Genomic DNA, 15,006 nt, shown 5'->3' with positions numbered 1-15,006 from the left:
CATAATTTGATATAAACTTGCCTCTAAATAACTAAGCATCAAATAATATAAAATCTAATTCATAACTATGCTATGAATAAAACTTTTCCTTCAATGATTACTCATTCGAAATAAGATAACTATAATTCTTTCAACTTCAATCAAAAGTCTTAGTGATTCTAAAAAAAAAGAGTGGTACAATTTATTTAAACGAACAGCGTATAAAATATAAGCATTCATATCATTTCCACACATATATTGTTAACGATTGGAGGTCCCCATATGTTGATTGATAAATTTGAAACCTACATCATTAATGTTGCAGGTTTGAAATCTCGCTCAACGCGAAAAAAATTAATACATTTATGTAAAGAAATTACTTTTTGTGAATCCTTTCAGTATTCTATCATTAAGCAAAACGATGTGTTCGCATTGGAAGTTAGCCTCCCCAAGCAACAACTACCTTATCTGATAAGTTTCTTAAGTTTCCACAATTATGCTATTTATCAAATACTTTTACCCAGCCGTGTAAATGAACTTCTTGATTCAGAACAACTTTACCAATCTATTAAGCGCTTTGATTTAGCAATCGATGGTTTACAAGATGCCTTCATTAAAGATAAAGTCATTGATATTATGAATATGTTTGTGAATCATCACAATGTGAATTATACATTAAATAATAATTGCGCAAGCGTCACATGTCCTCCTGAGATTTTCACAAAGCTGCTTCAAACTATTGCAACGCGTAACATTGATATCCTATCAGCAAGTTATAGAGCAAAGATGCTACATAAAGCACGCATTTCATAAATAGAAAGATAGAATATATAAGCAAGAATAACTTATTTACAAATATAAATACAAAAACTCCCAAAATAATCTCTATTTGAATTATTTTGGGAGTTACTTTATTTCTAAGATAGATCATCATTTACAATATTTTCAAACGCTTCTCTTACCTGAGGTACAGACATTCCAACGACAACTTGAACACTCTTGCCGCTTTTTACTAAACCATGAGACATTTGATTATGTGTAAAATAGGCACTTTCTTGAACTTTACTTTCGTCTTTAACAGTTAAACGTAGGCGCGTCGTACAATTTGTAACGTCTTTAATATTTTCTTTTCCTCCAAGACCTTCTAGGTAGTACATCGCCTTTTCTTCATATTCACTATTAGGTGAATGATTGCGAGTTGAATCTCCTTTTTTATCATTATAATCTTGTTTAGAAAATAATTTGACTTCTTCTTCACCTTTCTTACGTCCTGGTAATGGAATATCAAATTTTAAAATTAAATATTTAAATAAGAAGTAATAAATCGCAACAAAGATTAGACCAATTACTACTTGAAAGACATATGTCATCCAATGTGCTTTTCCTAAAGGTATCCAGTTAGTTGCTATAAAATCTAGTACACCGCCACCCATATTACCTACGACACCAAATCCATACATCAGTGTATCCATAGTTGCTGCTAGTAGTGCATGTAATACGAATAAAAATGGCGCAATAAATAAGAAAGTAAATTCAAGTGGTTCTGTAATACCAGCTACTACTGCCGTAAGTGTTGCTGGTATTAATAATGCAGCAACTTTTTTACGATTTTCTTTTGGTGTAGTTGCATACATTGCCAATGCTATACCTAGGCAACCAAAAACTTTGCCATTTCCTTGCAACATAAAACCATATGGAAATTGTTCTTTAAGTGGTTTGTTACTTTCGGCAAACTGATTTAAGTGTTGCAACCATTCTGCTTTCAAACCATGATTAACAACTACTGGACCTACTTCGATTGGTGCATAGATAAAATGATGCAATCCTGTAGGTATTAGTACACGTTCTAAGAAATGATATAACCAAACACCTATATATCCTGATGCAACAATAAAATATTGAATTGAAGCAATACCGTGTTGAATCGTTGGCCAAACAACACATGTGATTGCTGCCACTGGTAGCATGACAAAGAAAGAGATTGTTACAACAAATGTTAATCCTTGAAATACACCTAACATTTCAGGTAAACGCTTACTGTAATATCTATTATGTATCCACGTTATTATTCCTGATATAATGATTGCACCTAAAATATTGGTATCTAACGTTTCAATACCTGCAATCGATTTTAATCCTGTTGTGTTTTCTACACCTTTTTTTAAATTAGCGCCAAAAGTATGTGGCCATTGAGTTAAAATTGCATTGATAAAAGTGTTAAACATTAAATATCCCATTAGAGCTGCTAAAGCTGCATGTCCTGGAGCTTTTTTAGCAAGAGATAACGGTAAACCAACTACAAAGACAATTTCCATATGTGTAAATATTACCCAACCACCTGATTCAATAACAGACCAAAATTTAAACCAAAATGTATGCTGTTCAGCTAAGCCTCCCATGATGGTTGGATTTTTAAATAATGTAGCGAATCCCAAAACAATACCGAAGAAAGCAAACATCAAAACAGGTACTATCATTGCACTACCAAATCGTTTAATTGCATTCATTTTTGAATACCTCCCTCTTCCCTTAACTATGATAACTAATATATGTTTACCTTTATTGCTCTTTATTTAATAAGTTATTACCAATATATAGTAAACGCTTACATAATGACAATGACGTTGACGCACTTTGAAACATTTTTGTATAATTAGATTATATTTTCATATAAAGAAAATATTTTCAATGATGAGGTGTTAAGATGATTTTAGATGAACGAGTAAACTCTAATTTCGATCAATTAAATGATAATGATATACAAATTGCACATTATGTTAATACACATATAGATGTTTGTAAAAATATGAAAATACAAGATTTAGCCTCACAGACACATGCTTCAAATGCTACGATTCATCGCTTCACTCGTAAACTAGGTTTTGATGGTTATAGTGATTTTAAATCCTTTTTAAAATTTGAAGATAGTAAGAATCATCAACTTCCTTCTGATTCTATGGAGCAATTTAAACAAGAAATTGAAAATACATTCAACTATTTAGAACGTATTGATTATCGTTTATTAACTCACAAAATGCATCATGCTACAACAATATACTTATATGGTACTGGACGTGCACAGATGAATGTCGCTGAAGAAGCACAACGTATACTGTTGACTATGCATAAAAATATTATATTGTTACATGATGTTCATGAACTAAAGATGGTGTTAAACAAGACAATTCCTGAAGATTTGTTTTTCATTATTTCACTTTCTGGCGAAACACATCAACTTAAAGAAGTCACACAATTGCTTCAACTGAGACAAAAATATTTTATTTCCGTAACAACAATGAAGGACAATACATTGGCACAACAAGCTGATTACAATGTCTATGTTTCAAGCAATACCTTCTATTTAAACGATGGTACCGATTATTCCAGTTTTATTAGTTATCACATTTTCTTTGAAACACTACTAAGAAAATATAACGAATATAAAGAGAATCATGAATTAACATAGGAAAGTGAGTCATCATTATCATTGAATGCAATTCTCACTTTACATATAAATATTATTTGGCATTTCCATTTTCAACTTAGACAATGACTATTAAAACGTTAAAAAGCCTGGAACAACAACTTTTGTTGTCCCAGGCTTTTTAGTTTAGTTATGACGCTGTTCCTCAATTTCATCTATCACATTTTGCATTTGATCAATCATCAATTCAAATCCATGTGCTGTTGAATCATGATATTCTTTTTTCTTTTGCTTATATTCTAATGTTGTTAAACGTCTTTCCTTTTCAATAAAAGAGCGATAGTAAAAGAACATTTGAGTCCCGCCATTCTCTCTTTCAAAGAACTCTACTTCAATGACATCCTCTTCCTCACTTAGTCCTGGCATTCCAATCGTCATCTTGATATATTCATCTAAAACTAACTCTTCATATGTACCTTCTATGATGTTTTGTTTACCATTTCTACTATCAATGATGCGATACTTTCCTCCCTCTTGAATATCTGCATCAAACGATTTATTCGTGCGTTGTGTGGTCATAAACCATTTTTTTAAGATATCTGTTTTTGTCCATGCCTCATAAACGACCTCTGGTGTATATTTAAGTAATCTCTCAATGTCGATTTCAACATATTCATTTTCCACATTATATTTTGCCATTTCATTTCACCTACTTTCACTCTTAATACTATTTTAACGTATTTGAGCTAGGTCACAAACTTTGAGCTCTATAAAATTAAATTATATTAAATAAAACTTATAATTTTAGTGATTTTTAACTTTTTAAATTCAAGATTGAGTGTATAGTCTTGTCCTTATCAACATTTTACTACTATTCTAAATTGCTTGATACTCAACTTAAAAATAAGATACAGATGGTGAGTATCAAAGAATCATTATAAAACTGTCAACAATCATAAGATTGTTGACAGCCAATATATACTATGGGTCGTATTTTATTTCTTTGACGATTGATTTAAACGAGGTACTCTTAAAATAATTGCTACTAATCCACAAACACCTAATAATATTGGATAAATACTATATTGTAACATTAGGAATGGGGAAATTCCGGCTACACCTGCTGCTGAAATCACTTGCGGGCTGTATGGTAATAATCCTTGAAAACACCCACCAAAGATATCTAATATACTTGCTGATTTCCTTGGATCGACATCATATTCATCAGCAATATTTTTAGCTAATGGTCCAGCCATAATAATAGAAATTGTATTATTTGCTGTTGAAATGTCAGCTGCACTCACTAAACTCGCTATACCTAGTTCTGCACCACGCTTTGATTTTACTTTTGACCTTACAAAATTAAGCAACCAATCAATACCACCATTATGTTGAATAATTCCTACTAGACCGCCTATAAGCAATGCAATCATAGCAATATCTTCCATTCCGATAATCCCTTTAGAAATAGCATTTAAAAGGCCATTCCAACCAAAAGAACCATCAATCAGTCCAATTATACCGGCTAATACAGTACCTCCTATTAATACAATAATTACATTAATACCAACTAACGCAAGAATCAAAACTAACAAGTATGGTATAACTTTAATTAAATTATAATCATAGTTTTTAGTATGATCTATGGAAATACCATTTGTTAAAAAGAATAAAATAATGATTGTAATAATCGCACCTGGTAATACAATTTTAAAATTGACTTTAAATTTATCACTCATTTTTGTTTTTTGTGTTCTTACTGCTGCAATAGTGGTATCAGAAATCATAGATAGATTATCACCAAACATCGCTCCCCCAACAACTGTTGCCATGGCTAATGCAGCTGGTACATCTGTTGCTTGTGCAAATCCAAAACCTACTGGTGCAATAGCTGCAACTGTGCCGACAGAAGTTCCCATTGAAATTGATACAAACATACAAATAATAAATAGTCCAACAATTATTAAATTTTGAGGAATAAGTGATAAGCCTAAATTAACTGTAGATGACACGCCACCCATTTTTTCAGCAGTCGTCGAAAAAGCTCCAGCAAGGATAAAAATAAGCATCATCAAAATGATATTAGAGTGACCTGCACCTTTTGTAAATACCTCTACTTTTTTCGCAAAAGTTTCCTTGCGATTCATCAGTAAGGCAACAATAACAGTAATTGTAATAGCAACATTTAATGGCATAGTGGTAAAATCACCAGAAATAATACCAACACCTAGAAATAGTAAGACAAATAACAATAAAGGAATTAATGCCCAAGCATTGCCATTCTTCATCTCTTTCATAATCTAACCTACTTTCCCGTATAATGGATTGATAAATTTTATACTAAAAAATTCCTATCTATTTAATCAATAACTCAAAAATAAAAAACCAGGGCACGTAATCATGCCCCAGTCTCAGTTAACATCGTGTTTAACCTTATCTTCTAACCTTCTCGGTTACTGGAATTGGCACATGATACAATGTTGCCGAAGCTTCTTTGGGCCAGTCCCTCCACTTCTCTTGATAAGTTATTGAATTGTGTTTAACGTTACAAGATATTTGCAATAACGTCAACACTTATTATTTTAAATATTTTAATAATAGTTTACATATTTTCAATAATAGTAAAGTATTTTTCAAAAATAGCCACACTTATTGATGCAAAGATGAATATCGCTAATGCAAGTCCAAAAATAACCATTAACTTTAAATATAATGATATGAGCATTGAAATGATTACTACAACAATCACAGTAAAAAATATATTCTTAAGACGTTGTGCCTTATGTCTTGATATTACTTTACGTTTTATCCGTTCAGATGATAACCTCTCCTCTAATTGAGATGATGTAATATGTAATTTCGTTTCTAATAAAACTGCAGTACCCACTGTTAATACCAGAATAAGTATCACTATCCATAAAGGCTGTTGCTCTATAAAGCTAACCACGTAAATACCAGAATATAGTATGCCCGAAAGCATACCAAGGATACGATCGAGTTTAGGGCTCATCCATATAATATGATTTCTAATATTATTATTAACAAAATATACATTTTTCAATCCACTCGTTATAAAAGTAATAATCACTATGACATGTAACAATATGGGATAATCATTAATAACGTATAAGACAATCAGTCCTATAACTAAAATGAGCAACGGCATGAATTTATATAGATATGCTTTCATCAATGACACCCTTAAAATGATATTTGTAAATATCTTTTTATCTTTATGAAGTAGGACGATTAACTGTAAATGTTTGACCTAACAAAGAGTAATCATTTCCAGCTAACCTAGCTACCGGATTTAATTGATTTGCATCAATTTTACTATCTTCAAAATAAACTTCTTCATCAATATGGTACATGACAATTTCACCAATTATCAAATCACTCCCGTTATCTTTGTTGCCCAATTGTACTATTTGATGAAGCTTACACTCAAACCTTACTTTTGCTTCTTTGATTGCTGGAACATTAATTAAATCAGAATCAATCATACTTAGAGAAGTTCTCTTAAGTTCATTAACACCATATTCTAACGGGGCAGCAGTTTCATTCACATCATTAACAATAGCCTCATCAGTAATATGCACAACAAACTCACCTGATTGTTCTATATTTATTGAGGTGTCTTTTCTATTTCCATTTGTACGTTGAACAGCAATTGCGATCATAGGTGGTGTATGATTAACTACATTAAAAAAACTAAACGGGGCTGCGTTGATATCCCCTTTTAAATTTTGAGTAGTTACAAATGCTATCGGCCTAGGTATGATACTTCCACTAAGTAATTTGTAATTTTGCTTATCTGAAAGTGTTTCAGCTTTTATTTTTTTCACTATCAATCAATCCAATCAATTTTTATTTAAAGTATAAAATTTACTATTTAACTATTGTTGTCCCTTTGTAGACAAAATTGAAAAAGAGTTAAAGAAGATCGTATATTCAATTGAATCACTGTTTGCCTATAAGATAAAAAACCTAGGACATTGATATTTGTCCTAGGCGCTTATTATCATAAACAAATCTTATATTAAACTGTATAGTTTTGTAAGATGTTTAGCACCTTCGTCGTGCTTTCACTTTGAAAATATATACTAATTAATATGCTATAGTTAATTTAATCTATTTGAGTCCCACCAGTCACACCATATACTTGACCAGTAATATAACTTGCATCATCAGAAGCCAATAACACATATATCCCAGCACATTCAACAGGCTGACCAGCACGTCCTAACGGTGTGTTTTGCCCAAAAGTAGGTATAGCGCTTTGTGGTTGGCCACCGACAATTTGAAGTGGTGACCAAAACGGTCCAGGCGCAACACAGTTAACACGAATACCTTTAGGACCCAATTCGGCTGAAAAACTCTTTGTTAAAGATATAATTGCAGCTTTCGTTGCCGCATAATCATGAAGAATTGGACTAGGATTATAACCTTGAACTGAAGATGTTGTTGTAATTGACCCTCCTGGTTGTAAATACTCAAGCGCTTTTTGGACTGCCCAAAATACCGGATAGACATTCGTTTCAAACGTTTCAGTAAAATCTTGAGTTTTAAACTCCGATAATTCATCTTGATAAAGTTGATGACCAGCAACCAACGTTACATTGTCTAAACCACCTAATTGCTGATAAGCCTCTTCAACCATGTCATAGTTGAATTGTTCATCTCTAATATCACCAGGAATTAAGATAGCTTTTTGCCCAACATTTTCAATGATCTGTTTTACATCATCGGCATCTTGTTGTTCACTTGGTAAATAATTAATCGCTACATCTGCACCTTCTTTAGCATAAGCAATTGCTGCCGCACGTCCAATTGCTGAATCGCCACCAGTCACTAGTATTTTAAAGCCATCTAATCGATGGTGGCCATGATAAGAATCTTCCCCACAATCTGGTTGTGGTGACATTTTAGCTTGTATACCTGGAACTTCTTGTTCCTGTTTTTCATAATTATCAGTTTTAAATTTATTGCGCGGATCTTGAGCTGACATTTCAAATCATCTCCTAATTCATTTAATGCTTTCTGTATACCCAGTTATCATGTACGTTTAATCATAGAAAATATGAAATCACAAATTATGTCAATAAACGTTGAACGAGCTGTACGAAATATTGAGGAACTTTTTCCAAAATACGCTCATCCGGATGATAATTAGGATGATGTAAATCAAATTTACTGTCGGAGCCAATAAATGCGAAAACACCGGGGTACTCTTCTGTATAACCTGAGAAATCCTCTCCAATAGTAACCGGTTCATCGAGCATTGATACATGATAGCCAACATTTTTAGCGACCTCTATTGCTTCTTGTGTTAGATGTGCATCATTTACTACTGCACCAGGTAGTCTTGAATAAGTTAAATCAATATCCACATTAAAAACACGACTTAAACCATCAGCAATATTTTTCATCCTATTTTCAATATAATGACGTTTATCCTCATCGAATGAACGAACAGTGCCCTGTATATAAGCTTTGTCAGCTATAACATTCCATGTGTTACCACAAGAAATTTCACCGATTGTTACAACTGCACTATCAAAAGCTGATAAATTTCGACTAACAATAGTTTGTAAACTATTGATTAGTTGTCCTACAACGATGACTGGATCGTTTCCTTGCTCAGGTTTTGCAGCATGCGCACCTTTACCTTTAACATTAAACTCAAAACGATCTACAGCAGAGGTAATTGCACCCGATTTAATAGCAAATTCACCAACTTTTAAAGTGGGATAATTATGAAAACCAAGTACTGCTTTAGCTCCTTTAAGTACTCCAGTATTTATAATTTCAAATGCACCATGTCCTAATTCTTCAGCAGGTTGAAATATTAATCGAACGCGTCCATTTAATTCATCTTCAATCTCTTTTAGTTGAGTACCAGTAGCTAATATACTTGCCATATGAATATCATGACCACATGCATGCATTGCACCATGATGCTTTGATGTAAATTCATGCTTCACTTGTTCTTCTATGGGCAGAGCATCAATATCTGTTCTTACCGCTATCATTTCCTCTCCTTGCCCAATTTCTGCTACTAAACCTGTTTTTAAAGGGACATCCAGTATACGTATACCATAACTTTTGAGTATTTTCCGTAACGTTTCTGTAGTTTCATATTCTTCATCTGAAAGTTCAGGATATTGATGAAACGTTCTTCTCCAATTTACATAAGTAGAATAATTTGTCATATATCGCTCAGCCCTTTCTCACACTTCTAATTTATTCATATGCTTTACTTGTGATTTAGCATTCTTTTAATTAACTTAATTGTCAATTTTAGTAAAGTTATCTTAACATTTTATCGGAAAATTCTAAATATTCAACGTTTTTAAGAGCTAGTTTATTAAAATAATTTAAAAAAGCGCAAACATTTTGAAACAGTTACATGTCTCATTAGTTACTGCTTAGATTACTGGAATATATGATAAACATGCATTAAAAATTCTCTTTCATAGTGAAATGAACGATCTTCACAATAAATGGTTATTCCTATTACGATAACAAGTATGACATTTTAATTTGTGACTAACACACCATTTCTTATTCAGTCATAAACTGTCAAAAAACGTCAAAATGCCCGAGACATCAACGAATATCACAGGCATTTTGAAACTAAGTATATCTAAATTTATTAAATTTTTACATGACGACTTCTAACTTTAAATTAAACAATGATGTACTAAATTAGCAACTAATTTAGCAGTTCTTTGATCTGAATCATACGTTGGATTCATTTCAGCTATACTTATAGATTTTACTTTTTCACTTGGAATGACACGTTTAGCAAGTTCGAAAACTGTATGTGGATATATACCTAGGACAGCTGGTGCACTTACTCCTGGTGCAAATGCACTATCTACTACATCCATGCAAATTGTGAACATAACCGTATCATGATTATGGATAAAACGTTCTATCATATCTTTAATAGGGGGAGACACCTGATGTAGTAATTCATCTGCATATACAAATTGAATATCTTTTTCTTTAGCATAATTAAATAAAGCTTGTGTATTACCACCTTGAGATATACCTAACACTAAATAATCTGCATTATCATCTTCTTCTAGAATTTGTCTAAAACTAGTACCAGAGGTTGAATAATCCTCATAACGTGTGTCAAAGTGCGCATCTATATTAATCACACCTATTGACGACTCAGGAAAAACTTTACGAGTAGCTAAATATTGTGCATATGCTATATCATGACCACCACCAAGTAAAAATGTTTGTTTATGTCGTTTCATAGACTTAGCAGCAAGGTCTGCGAATTCGCGCTGTGTATCTATTAGCAACTCATGATTGTGTTCTACATTACCATAGTCTATAATCTCTTCACATTGATTCAAATCTGGCAATCCAGCAAAAGCTCGCTTAATGGCATTGGGGCCTTCTTTTGCACCTACACGTCCTTTGTTTAATTCTACTCCTTTATCAATTGCATATCCTAATAAGCCCACGCCTTTGTGTTTCTCCGAAAAATCTAATTGACTTAAATCACCGAATTTAACAGTTTGGAAATGCCTAAATTGTGTAGGATCAGTTTCACTATCTAAACGACCTGTCCATAGATTAGATTGCGCAAGTTGATACATGATATATCCCCCTTGAATTTTTATCAGTTAAGTTAATTAAAGTATAACTATTGAATTTTTCTTTATCAATGCTTGCTCTTTTAACATACCCATATAATGATAAAATTATTTACGATTAGCTAACAAAATGATTCAAGACTATTACATTTTGATTATAATTAAAATAGACAATTTAAACATATGCTTGTAAGATGTATAATTGTAAATAAATCAATTTAAGCTTGTTACCTAATGGAGGTTACATACAATGAAAAACTCTAGATTTTCTGGGTTCCAATGGGCTATGATGGTCTTTGTATTTTTCGTTATTACAATGGCATTGTCCGTGATACTCAGAGATTTTCAAGCGACTATCGGAGTGAAACGTTTTGTCTTTAGCATTAAAGATTTAGCTCCTTTCATAGCTGCAATTGTGTGCATATTAATATTTAAACACAGAAAAGAACAATTAGCAGGATTGAAATTTTCTATCAGTTTAAAGGTGATTGAGCGTCTACTTTTAGCACTCATTCTACCACTTATCATTTTAATGATCGGCTTGTTTAGCTTTAATACTTATGCTGATAGTTTCATCCTATTACAAACTTCAGATTTATCAGTATCATTACTAACTATACTAATTGGTCATATTTTAATGGCTTTTGTAGTGGAGTTTGGTTTCCGTTCTTACTTACAAAATATTCTTGAAACAAGAATGAATACATTTTTTGCGAGTATTATTGTTGGTCTTATTTATTCAGTATTTACAGCTAATACGACATATGGTGTAGAATACGCCGGATACCATTTCTTATATACATTCATGTTTTCAATGATTATTGGTGAATTAATTAGAGCTACTAATGGTCGTACAATTTATATTGCAACTGCCTTTCACGCATCCATGACTTTTGCTCTCGTCTTTTTATTTAGTGAAGAAACAGGCGACCTTTTCTCAATGAAAGTCATTGCACTTTCTACAACAATTGTGGGTGTTTCATTTATTATTCTTAGTCTCATCATTCGTGCTATTGTTTATAAAACGACGAAACAAAGTTTAGACGAAGTTGATCCTAATAATTATTTATCTCATATTCAAGATGAAGAACCAAGTCAAGAAGACGCCTCTTCAACTTCAGATCATGATGTATCATCTAAAGATGAAACAAAGCAACAAGAAATTGATAATGACAAATATCAATCAAAGAAACCTAATAAGAGTGACGATGCGATTGCTACTTCTGATTATAAAGAAGACGCCTCTTCAGTTAATAAAGAAACGGATACAAATCACAATGATAAGCTTAGAGATCATTCAACTTATACCGAAGATAGACACTCATCAGTGGTCAACGATGTTAACGATGAAATTCACGAAGTTGAAGATCATAAAGCCGACACAGATAAATCACAGTAATAATTGATACTTTAAAATAGATCTTGTATTAATGATTCGCACTCTAAAAGTTTGATTTTAGTATTACTTTTTATTTTTAGTATTAAAATGCATAAATAAGCCAGTCTAATGATTACGTTCAACACCTTAATCATTGGACTGGCTTTTTCATATCTATCAATTTAAATAACAATCAATATACATTCGCTATATTGATTAAAGATAATTTATTGTGTTTCATTAGAACTATTAAGATGATAACTGCTTTTGCATTTAGAATCTTAATCTACTTACTAGGGTTTGCATTAGCAGGATATTAAATTCATCCATATTACTTTATTAATCGTAATATTTAAACACCATAACATTTTTACGCTTAAATATTCTTCTCAGTATCTATCAATTTTTCCATTATATATCTTTATTCTATTTTTTGTTTTTGTCTTGTTTTAATACAAAAAATAATGGTGTCATAAAAACTGCAAAAAAGAATGCAGTAATTAAATTTGTATACACATCAAATTCAATTGGAAATACCAAGCTAATTAAAGAATCAACAACAAAAAACGCAACGAAAAAGTAAATGAAATATAAAAAAACTTTCAAAATAAAACCTCCTTTTACCCCAGCTAAAGACCTAACTATTTTTTCAAAAATTATTACTAAAACACCAATAAACTTTTGCTTAAAAAATTAGTTGATGTCTTACATCAATTAGATAAATTGATTTTAACGTTTATAACAAAATTGAATTTAAACAAAATAAAAATGCTTGCCTCAATCAATAACATAGAAAACAAAAATTGACATACAATCTTACATTTTCGGAGTTCAGCACAAATCAGTTATTGAACTAACTTTATTACAAATTGGCGGACTCAATGACTATGATAAGATTGTATGTCATTCATGTCTTTACAACTCTAGTATGTATTGTTTGTGTAAGTTAATCACTTTAACACAAATGCTTTATCTAAATTTAACATCTCAGCTTAATATAATGGCTAAGTTTCTTTATTTAATATTTTTACGCCTTCTTGTGTTCCTACTATTACTTGATCGGCAATATCGAGGAAATATCCTGTTTCAAGAACACCAGTTAAATGAATTAAAAATTCGTGTAGCTCATAAGCAGGAATTCGATTTTGCAATGAACAATCTAATATGTAATTACCATTGTCGGTAATAAACGGTACATCTTCATTAACTCTTCTGCTTACATGAATATCATAAGTACACTCAATTTTTTTGGCAACTTGGTACCAATTAAATTTATCGACTTCAACTGGTAATGCAAATGTTTCTCCTAAATAGTTGACGAGTTTACTTTCATCTACAACAACGACAAATCGGTCAGCCATTTCATCTATGACCTTCTCCCTAAATAAGGCTCCACCACCGCCTTTAATAAGGTTAAGCGCACTGTCTACTTCATCAGCGCCATCTATTGCTAAGTCGATTTTCTCAACATCATTTACATCAACTATATTCATAGCTAATTCTTTAGCTAAAAATGCTGTTTTATTAGAAGTACAGACGCCGGTGATTGTATAATTCTTTTGCTGAATTAATTCAGCAATTTGGGGAATTAATAATTCAATTGTGCTCCCTGTTCCTATTCCTAGTGTCATTCCATTTTCAATTTGACTAAGTACATCTTCTAAGGTCATCAATTTTAGCTCTTTTGCATCTTTCATGGGTCGTTGCTCTCCTCTTCATAAAAGTATCTAATTATATTCTACATGAGATTCAATTTTTTAACATACCTCATTTTTGATTTCATATTAATCATTTCATTTTATTGTTAAACTATTTGTATCAACACTTGATAATAGCTTATAAATTAAAAGGTCGTGATATACATGATTAAAGTGAATGCCATATCTATTGGCAAAATAGAAACATTGTCTTATGGTAACTATAAACCAATGCAATCAGCGTTAAACAAAATTCCTTTTAAAGGTCAAATGTGGCTCAATCGACTTGGGTTCGTGGACGATGAACAAGCCTATCATAAACATGGTGGTATACATAAAGCGATATGTTGTTTTAGTAAATCTAATTATCAATTATTTAAAGATGACTTACATCAATTACCTGAATATGCAATGTTTGGTGAGAATTTGACAGTTGAACATCTAGATGAAGCCGATGTTTATTTTGGTAATCAGTATCAACTAGGCGATACAATCATAGAAGTATCAGATATACGAGAACCTTGTTGGAAAATTCAAGCTAAATATGCAATACCTAATTTAGTTCAAAAAATGTCGCAATCTGGTAAAACTGGATTTTATTTTAGAGTTATAAAAGAAGGATATGTACATCAGAGTGATAATTTAAAACTCATTAAAAAGGCAGAATCAAACACACGTCTATCTGTGAAAGACTTAAATCATCTATTCTATAATGAGCGTGATAATTTAAGATTAATTTATCATGCTCTTCGAAATCCTTATCTTTCACCTGATCGAAAGGAAAAACTACAGAAAATGAAAACGCGTGCCGAAAATAGAAAATTCATTAATTCTGACGATAAGTAGTTTAAAAAGAGTCTGAAACTTTTAAGCTCAGACTCTCATATGTATTGCAATGAATGATGATAATCA

General features: G+C 31.7%; 14 protein-coding genes, 1 pseudogene and 1 riboswitch. Of the genes and pseudogenes, 5 read left to right on the top strand and 10 right to left on the bottom strand.

The genetic code is table 11. The features are described 5' to 3' along the window. The first annotated feature begins 261 nt into the window (after positions 1 to 261). Positions 262 to 792: a hypothetical protein gene (locus ACVBFA_RS09215; RefSeq protein ID WP_002457258.1), complete on the top strand. Its 531-nt coding sequence runs from the start codon at positions 262 to 264 to the stop codon at positions 790 to 792. 104 nt (positions 793 to 896) lie between these two features. Here the strand turns inward: ACVBFA_RS09215 and ACVBFA_RS09210 are convergent, their stop codons facing one another. Continuing rightward, positions 897 to 2,486, bottom strand: a complete 1,590-nt coding sequence (locus ACVBFA_RS09210) for an alpha-glucoside-specific PTS transporter subunit IIBC (protein ID WP_002487152.1) — start codon at positions 2,484 to 2,486, stop codon at positions 897 to 899. Between the two features lie 197 nt (positions 2,487 to 2,683). Between ACVBFA_RS09210 and ACVBFA_RS09205 the strand changes: the two genes are divergently transcribed. Next, positions 2,684 to 3,445, top strand: a complete 762-nt coding sequence (locus ACVBFA_RS09205; RefSeq protein WP_002438434.1) for a MurR/RpiR family transcriptional regulator — start codon at positions 2,684 to 2,686, stop codon at positions 3,443 to 3,445. A 144-nt stretch (positions 3,446 to 3,589) separates the two neighbouring features. Here the strand turns inward: ACVBFA_RS09205 and ACVBFA_RS09200 are convergent, their stop codons facing one another. From ACVBFA_RS09200 to hutG, 7 genes are all read right to left on the bottom strand, one after another. Further along, positions 3,590 to 4,102 carry an SRPBCC family protein gene (locus tag ACVBFA_RS09200; protein ID WP_002457260.1) on the bottom strand — a complete coding sequence of 171 codons (513 nt, stop codon included), beginning with the start codon at positions 4,100 to 4,102 and terminating at the stop codon, positions 3,590 to 3,592. Positions 4,103 to 4,398: 296 nt separating this feature from the next. Beyond that, positions 4,399 to 5,700: a Na+/H+ antiporter NhaC family protein gene (locus ACVBFA_RS09195; RefSeq protein WP_001831611.1), complete on the bottom strand. Its 1,302-nt coding sequence runs from the start codon at positions 5,698 to 5,700 to the stop codon at positions 4,399 to 4,401. 133 nt (positions 5,701 to 5,833) lie between these two features. After that, positions 5,834 to 5,930: riboswitch (SAM riboswitch) on the bottom strand. A 75-nt stretch (positions 5,931 to 6,005) separates the two neighbouring features. Next, positions 6,006 to 6,593: a hypothetical protein gene (locus ACVBFA_RS09190; protein ID WP_126122373.1), complete on the bottom strand. Its 588-nt coding sequence runs from the start codon at positions 6,591 to 6,593 to the stop codon at positions 6,006 to 6,008. Between the two features lie 43 nt (positions 6,594 to 6,636). Continuing rightward, positions 6,637 to 7,248 carry a flavin reductase family protein gene (locus ACVBFA_RS09185; protein ID WP_002487147.1) on the bottom strand — a complete coding sequence of 204 codons (612 nt, stop codon included), beginning with the start codon at positions 7,246 to 7,248 and terminating at the stop codon, positions 6,637 to 6,639. Between the two features lie 281 nt (positions 7,249 to 7,529). Then, complete coding sequence (locus ACVBFA_RS09180) at positions 7,530 to 8,411, bottom strand: SDR family oxidoreductase (RefSeq protein WP_126122374.1); 882 nt, start codon at positions 8,409 to 8,411, stop codon at positions 7,530 to 7,532. 85 nt (positions 8,412 to 8,496) lie between these two features. Beyond that, on the bottom strand, positions 8,497 to 9,615 hold the full coding sequence (locus tag ACVBFA_RS09175) for an amidohydrolase (protein WP_002490809.1): 1,119 nt from the start codon (positions 9,613 to 9,615) through the stop codon (positions 8,497 to 8,499). Between the two features lie 471 nt (positions 9,616 to 10,086). Continuing rightward, positions 10,087 to 11,022, bottom strand: coding sequence for a formimidoylglutamase (gene hutG / locus ACVBFA_RS09170; RefSeq protein WP_126122375.1), 936 nt, complete (start codon positions 11,020 to 11,022; stop codon positions 10,087 to 10,089). Between the two features lie 247 nt (positions 11,023 to 11,269). Between hutG and ACVBFA_RS09165 the strand changes: the two genes are divergently transcribed. Next, positions 11,270 to 12,418, top strand: a complete 1,149-nt coding sequence (locus ACVBFA_RS09165; protein WP_126122376.1) for a CPBP family intramembrane glutamic endopeptidase — start codon at positions 11,270 to 11,272, stop codon at positions 12,416 to 12,418. Positions 12,419 to 12,823: 405 nt separating this feature from the next. Here the strand turns inward: ACVBFA_RS09165 and ACVBFA_RS09160 are convergent, their stop codons facing one another. Then, positions 12,824 to 13,003 carry a hypothetical protein gene (locus ACVBFA_RS09160; RefSeq protein WP_002447249.1) on the bottom strand — a complete coding sequence of 60 codons (180 nt, stop codon included), beginning with the start codon at positions 13,001 to 13,003 and terminating at the stop codon, positions 12,824 to 12,826. Between ACVBFA_RS09160 and ACVBFA_RS09155 the strand changes: the two are divergent. Continuing rightward, a pseudogene (locus ACVBFA_RS09155) lies at positions 12,981 to 13,204 on the top strand (hypothetical protein). The gene ACVBFA_RS09160 and the pseudogene ACVBFA_RS09155 overlap by 23 nt on opposite strands. A 197-nt stretch (positions 13,205 to 13,401) precedes the next feature. Here the strand turns inward: ACVBFA_RS09155 and ACVBFA_RS09150 are convergent. Continuing rightward, positions 13,402 to 14,094, bottom strand: a complete 693-nt coding sequence (locus ACVBFA_RS09150) for a ribose 5-phosphate isomerase A (protein ID WP_126122377.1) — start codon at positions 14,092 to 14,094, stop codon at positions 13,402 to 13,404. Between the two features lie 165 nt (positions 14,095 to 14,259). Here ACVBFA_RS09150 and ACVBFA_RS09145 point away from each other — a divergent pair, with 165 nt between their 5' ends. Continuing rightward, a complete protein-coding gene (locus ACVBFA_RS09145; RefSeq protein ID WP_002457270.1) occupies positions 14,260 to 14,940 on the top strand; it encodes an MOSC domain-containing protein in 681 nt (226 codons plus the stop codon). Positions 14,941 to 15,006 lie beyond the last annotated feature (66 nt).

Source organism: Staphylococcus sp. MSU001, assembly GCF_052976705.1.
Note: the sequence above shows the minus strand (reverse complement) of the source record. Positions and strands in the feature narration are given on the sequence as shown.

What these genes read in the sequence shown, in the direction of transcription:
- ACVBFA_RS09215 (WP_002457258.1), top strand. Translation starts at nt 262, where the DNA reads ATGTTGATTGATAAATTTGAAACCTACATCATTAATGTTGCAGGTTTG.
- ACVBFA_RS09210 (WP_002487152.1), bottom strand. Translation starts at nt 2,486, where the DNA reads ATGAATGCAATTAAACGATTTGGTAGTGCAATGATAGTACCTGTTTTG.
- ACVBFA_RS09205 (WP_002438434.1), top strand. Translation starts at nt 2,684, where the DNA reads ATGATTTTAGATGAACGAGTAAACTCTAATTTCGATCAATTAAATGAT.
- ACVBFA_RS09200 (WP_002457260.1), bottom strand. Translation starts at nt 4,102, where the DNA reads ATGGCAAAATATAATGTGGAAAATGAATATGTTGAAATCGACATTGAG.
- ACVBFA_RS09195 (WP_001831611.1), bottom strand. Translation starts at nt 5,700, where the DNA reads ATGAAAGAGATGAAGAATGGCAATGCTTGGGCATTAATTCCTTTATTG.
- ACVBFA_RS09190 (WP_126122373.1), bottom strand. Translation starts at nt 6,593, where the DNA reads ATGAAAGCATATCTATATAAATTCATGCCGTTGCTCATTTTAGTTATA.
- ACVBFA_RS09180 (WP_126122374.1), bottom strand. Translation starts at nt 8,411, where the DNA reads ATGTCAGCTCAAGATCCGCGCAATAAATTTAAAACTGATAATTATGAA.
- ACVBFA_RS09175 (WP_002490809.1), bottom strand. Translation starts at nt 9,615, where the DNA reads ATGACAAATTATTCTACTTATGTAAATTGGAGAAGAACGTTTCATCAA.
- hutG (WP_126122375.1), bottom strand. Translation starts at nt 11,022, where the DNA reads ATGTATCAACTTGCGCAATCTAATCTATGGACAGGTCGTTTAGATAGT.
- ACVBFA_RS09165 (WP_126122376.1), top strand. Translation starts at nt 11,270, where the DNA reads ATGAAAAACTCTAGATTTTCTGGGTTCCAATGGGCTATGATGGTCTTT.
- ACVBFA_RS09150 (WP_126122377.1), bottom strand. Translation starts at nt 14,094, where the DNA reads ATGAAAGATGCAAAAGAGCTAAAATTGATGACCTTAGAAGATGTACTT.
- ACVBFA_RS09145 (WP_002457270.1), top strand. Translation starts at nt 14,260, where the DNA reads ATGATTAAAGTGAATGCCATATCTATTGGCAAAATAGAAACATTGTCT.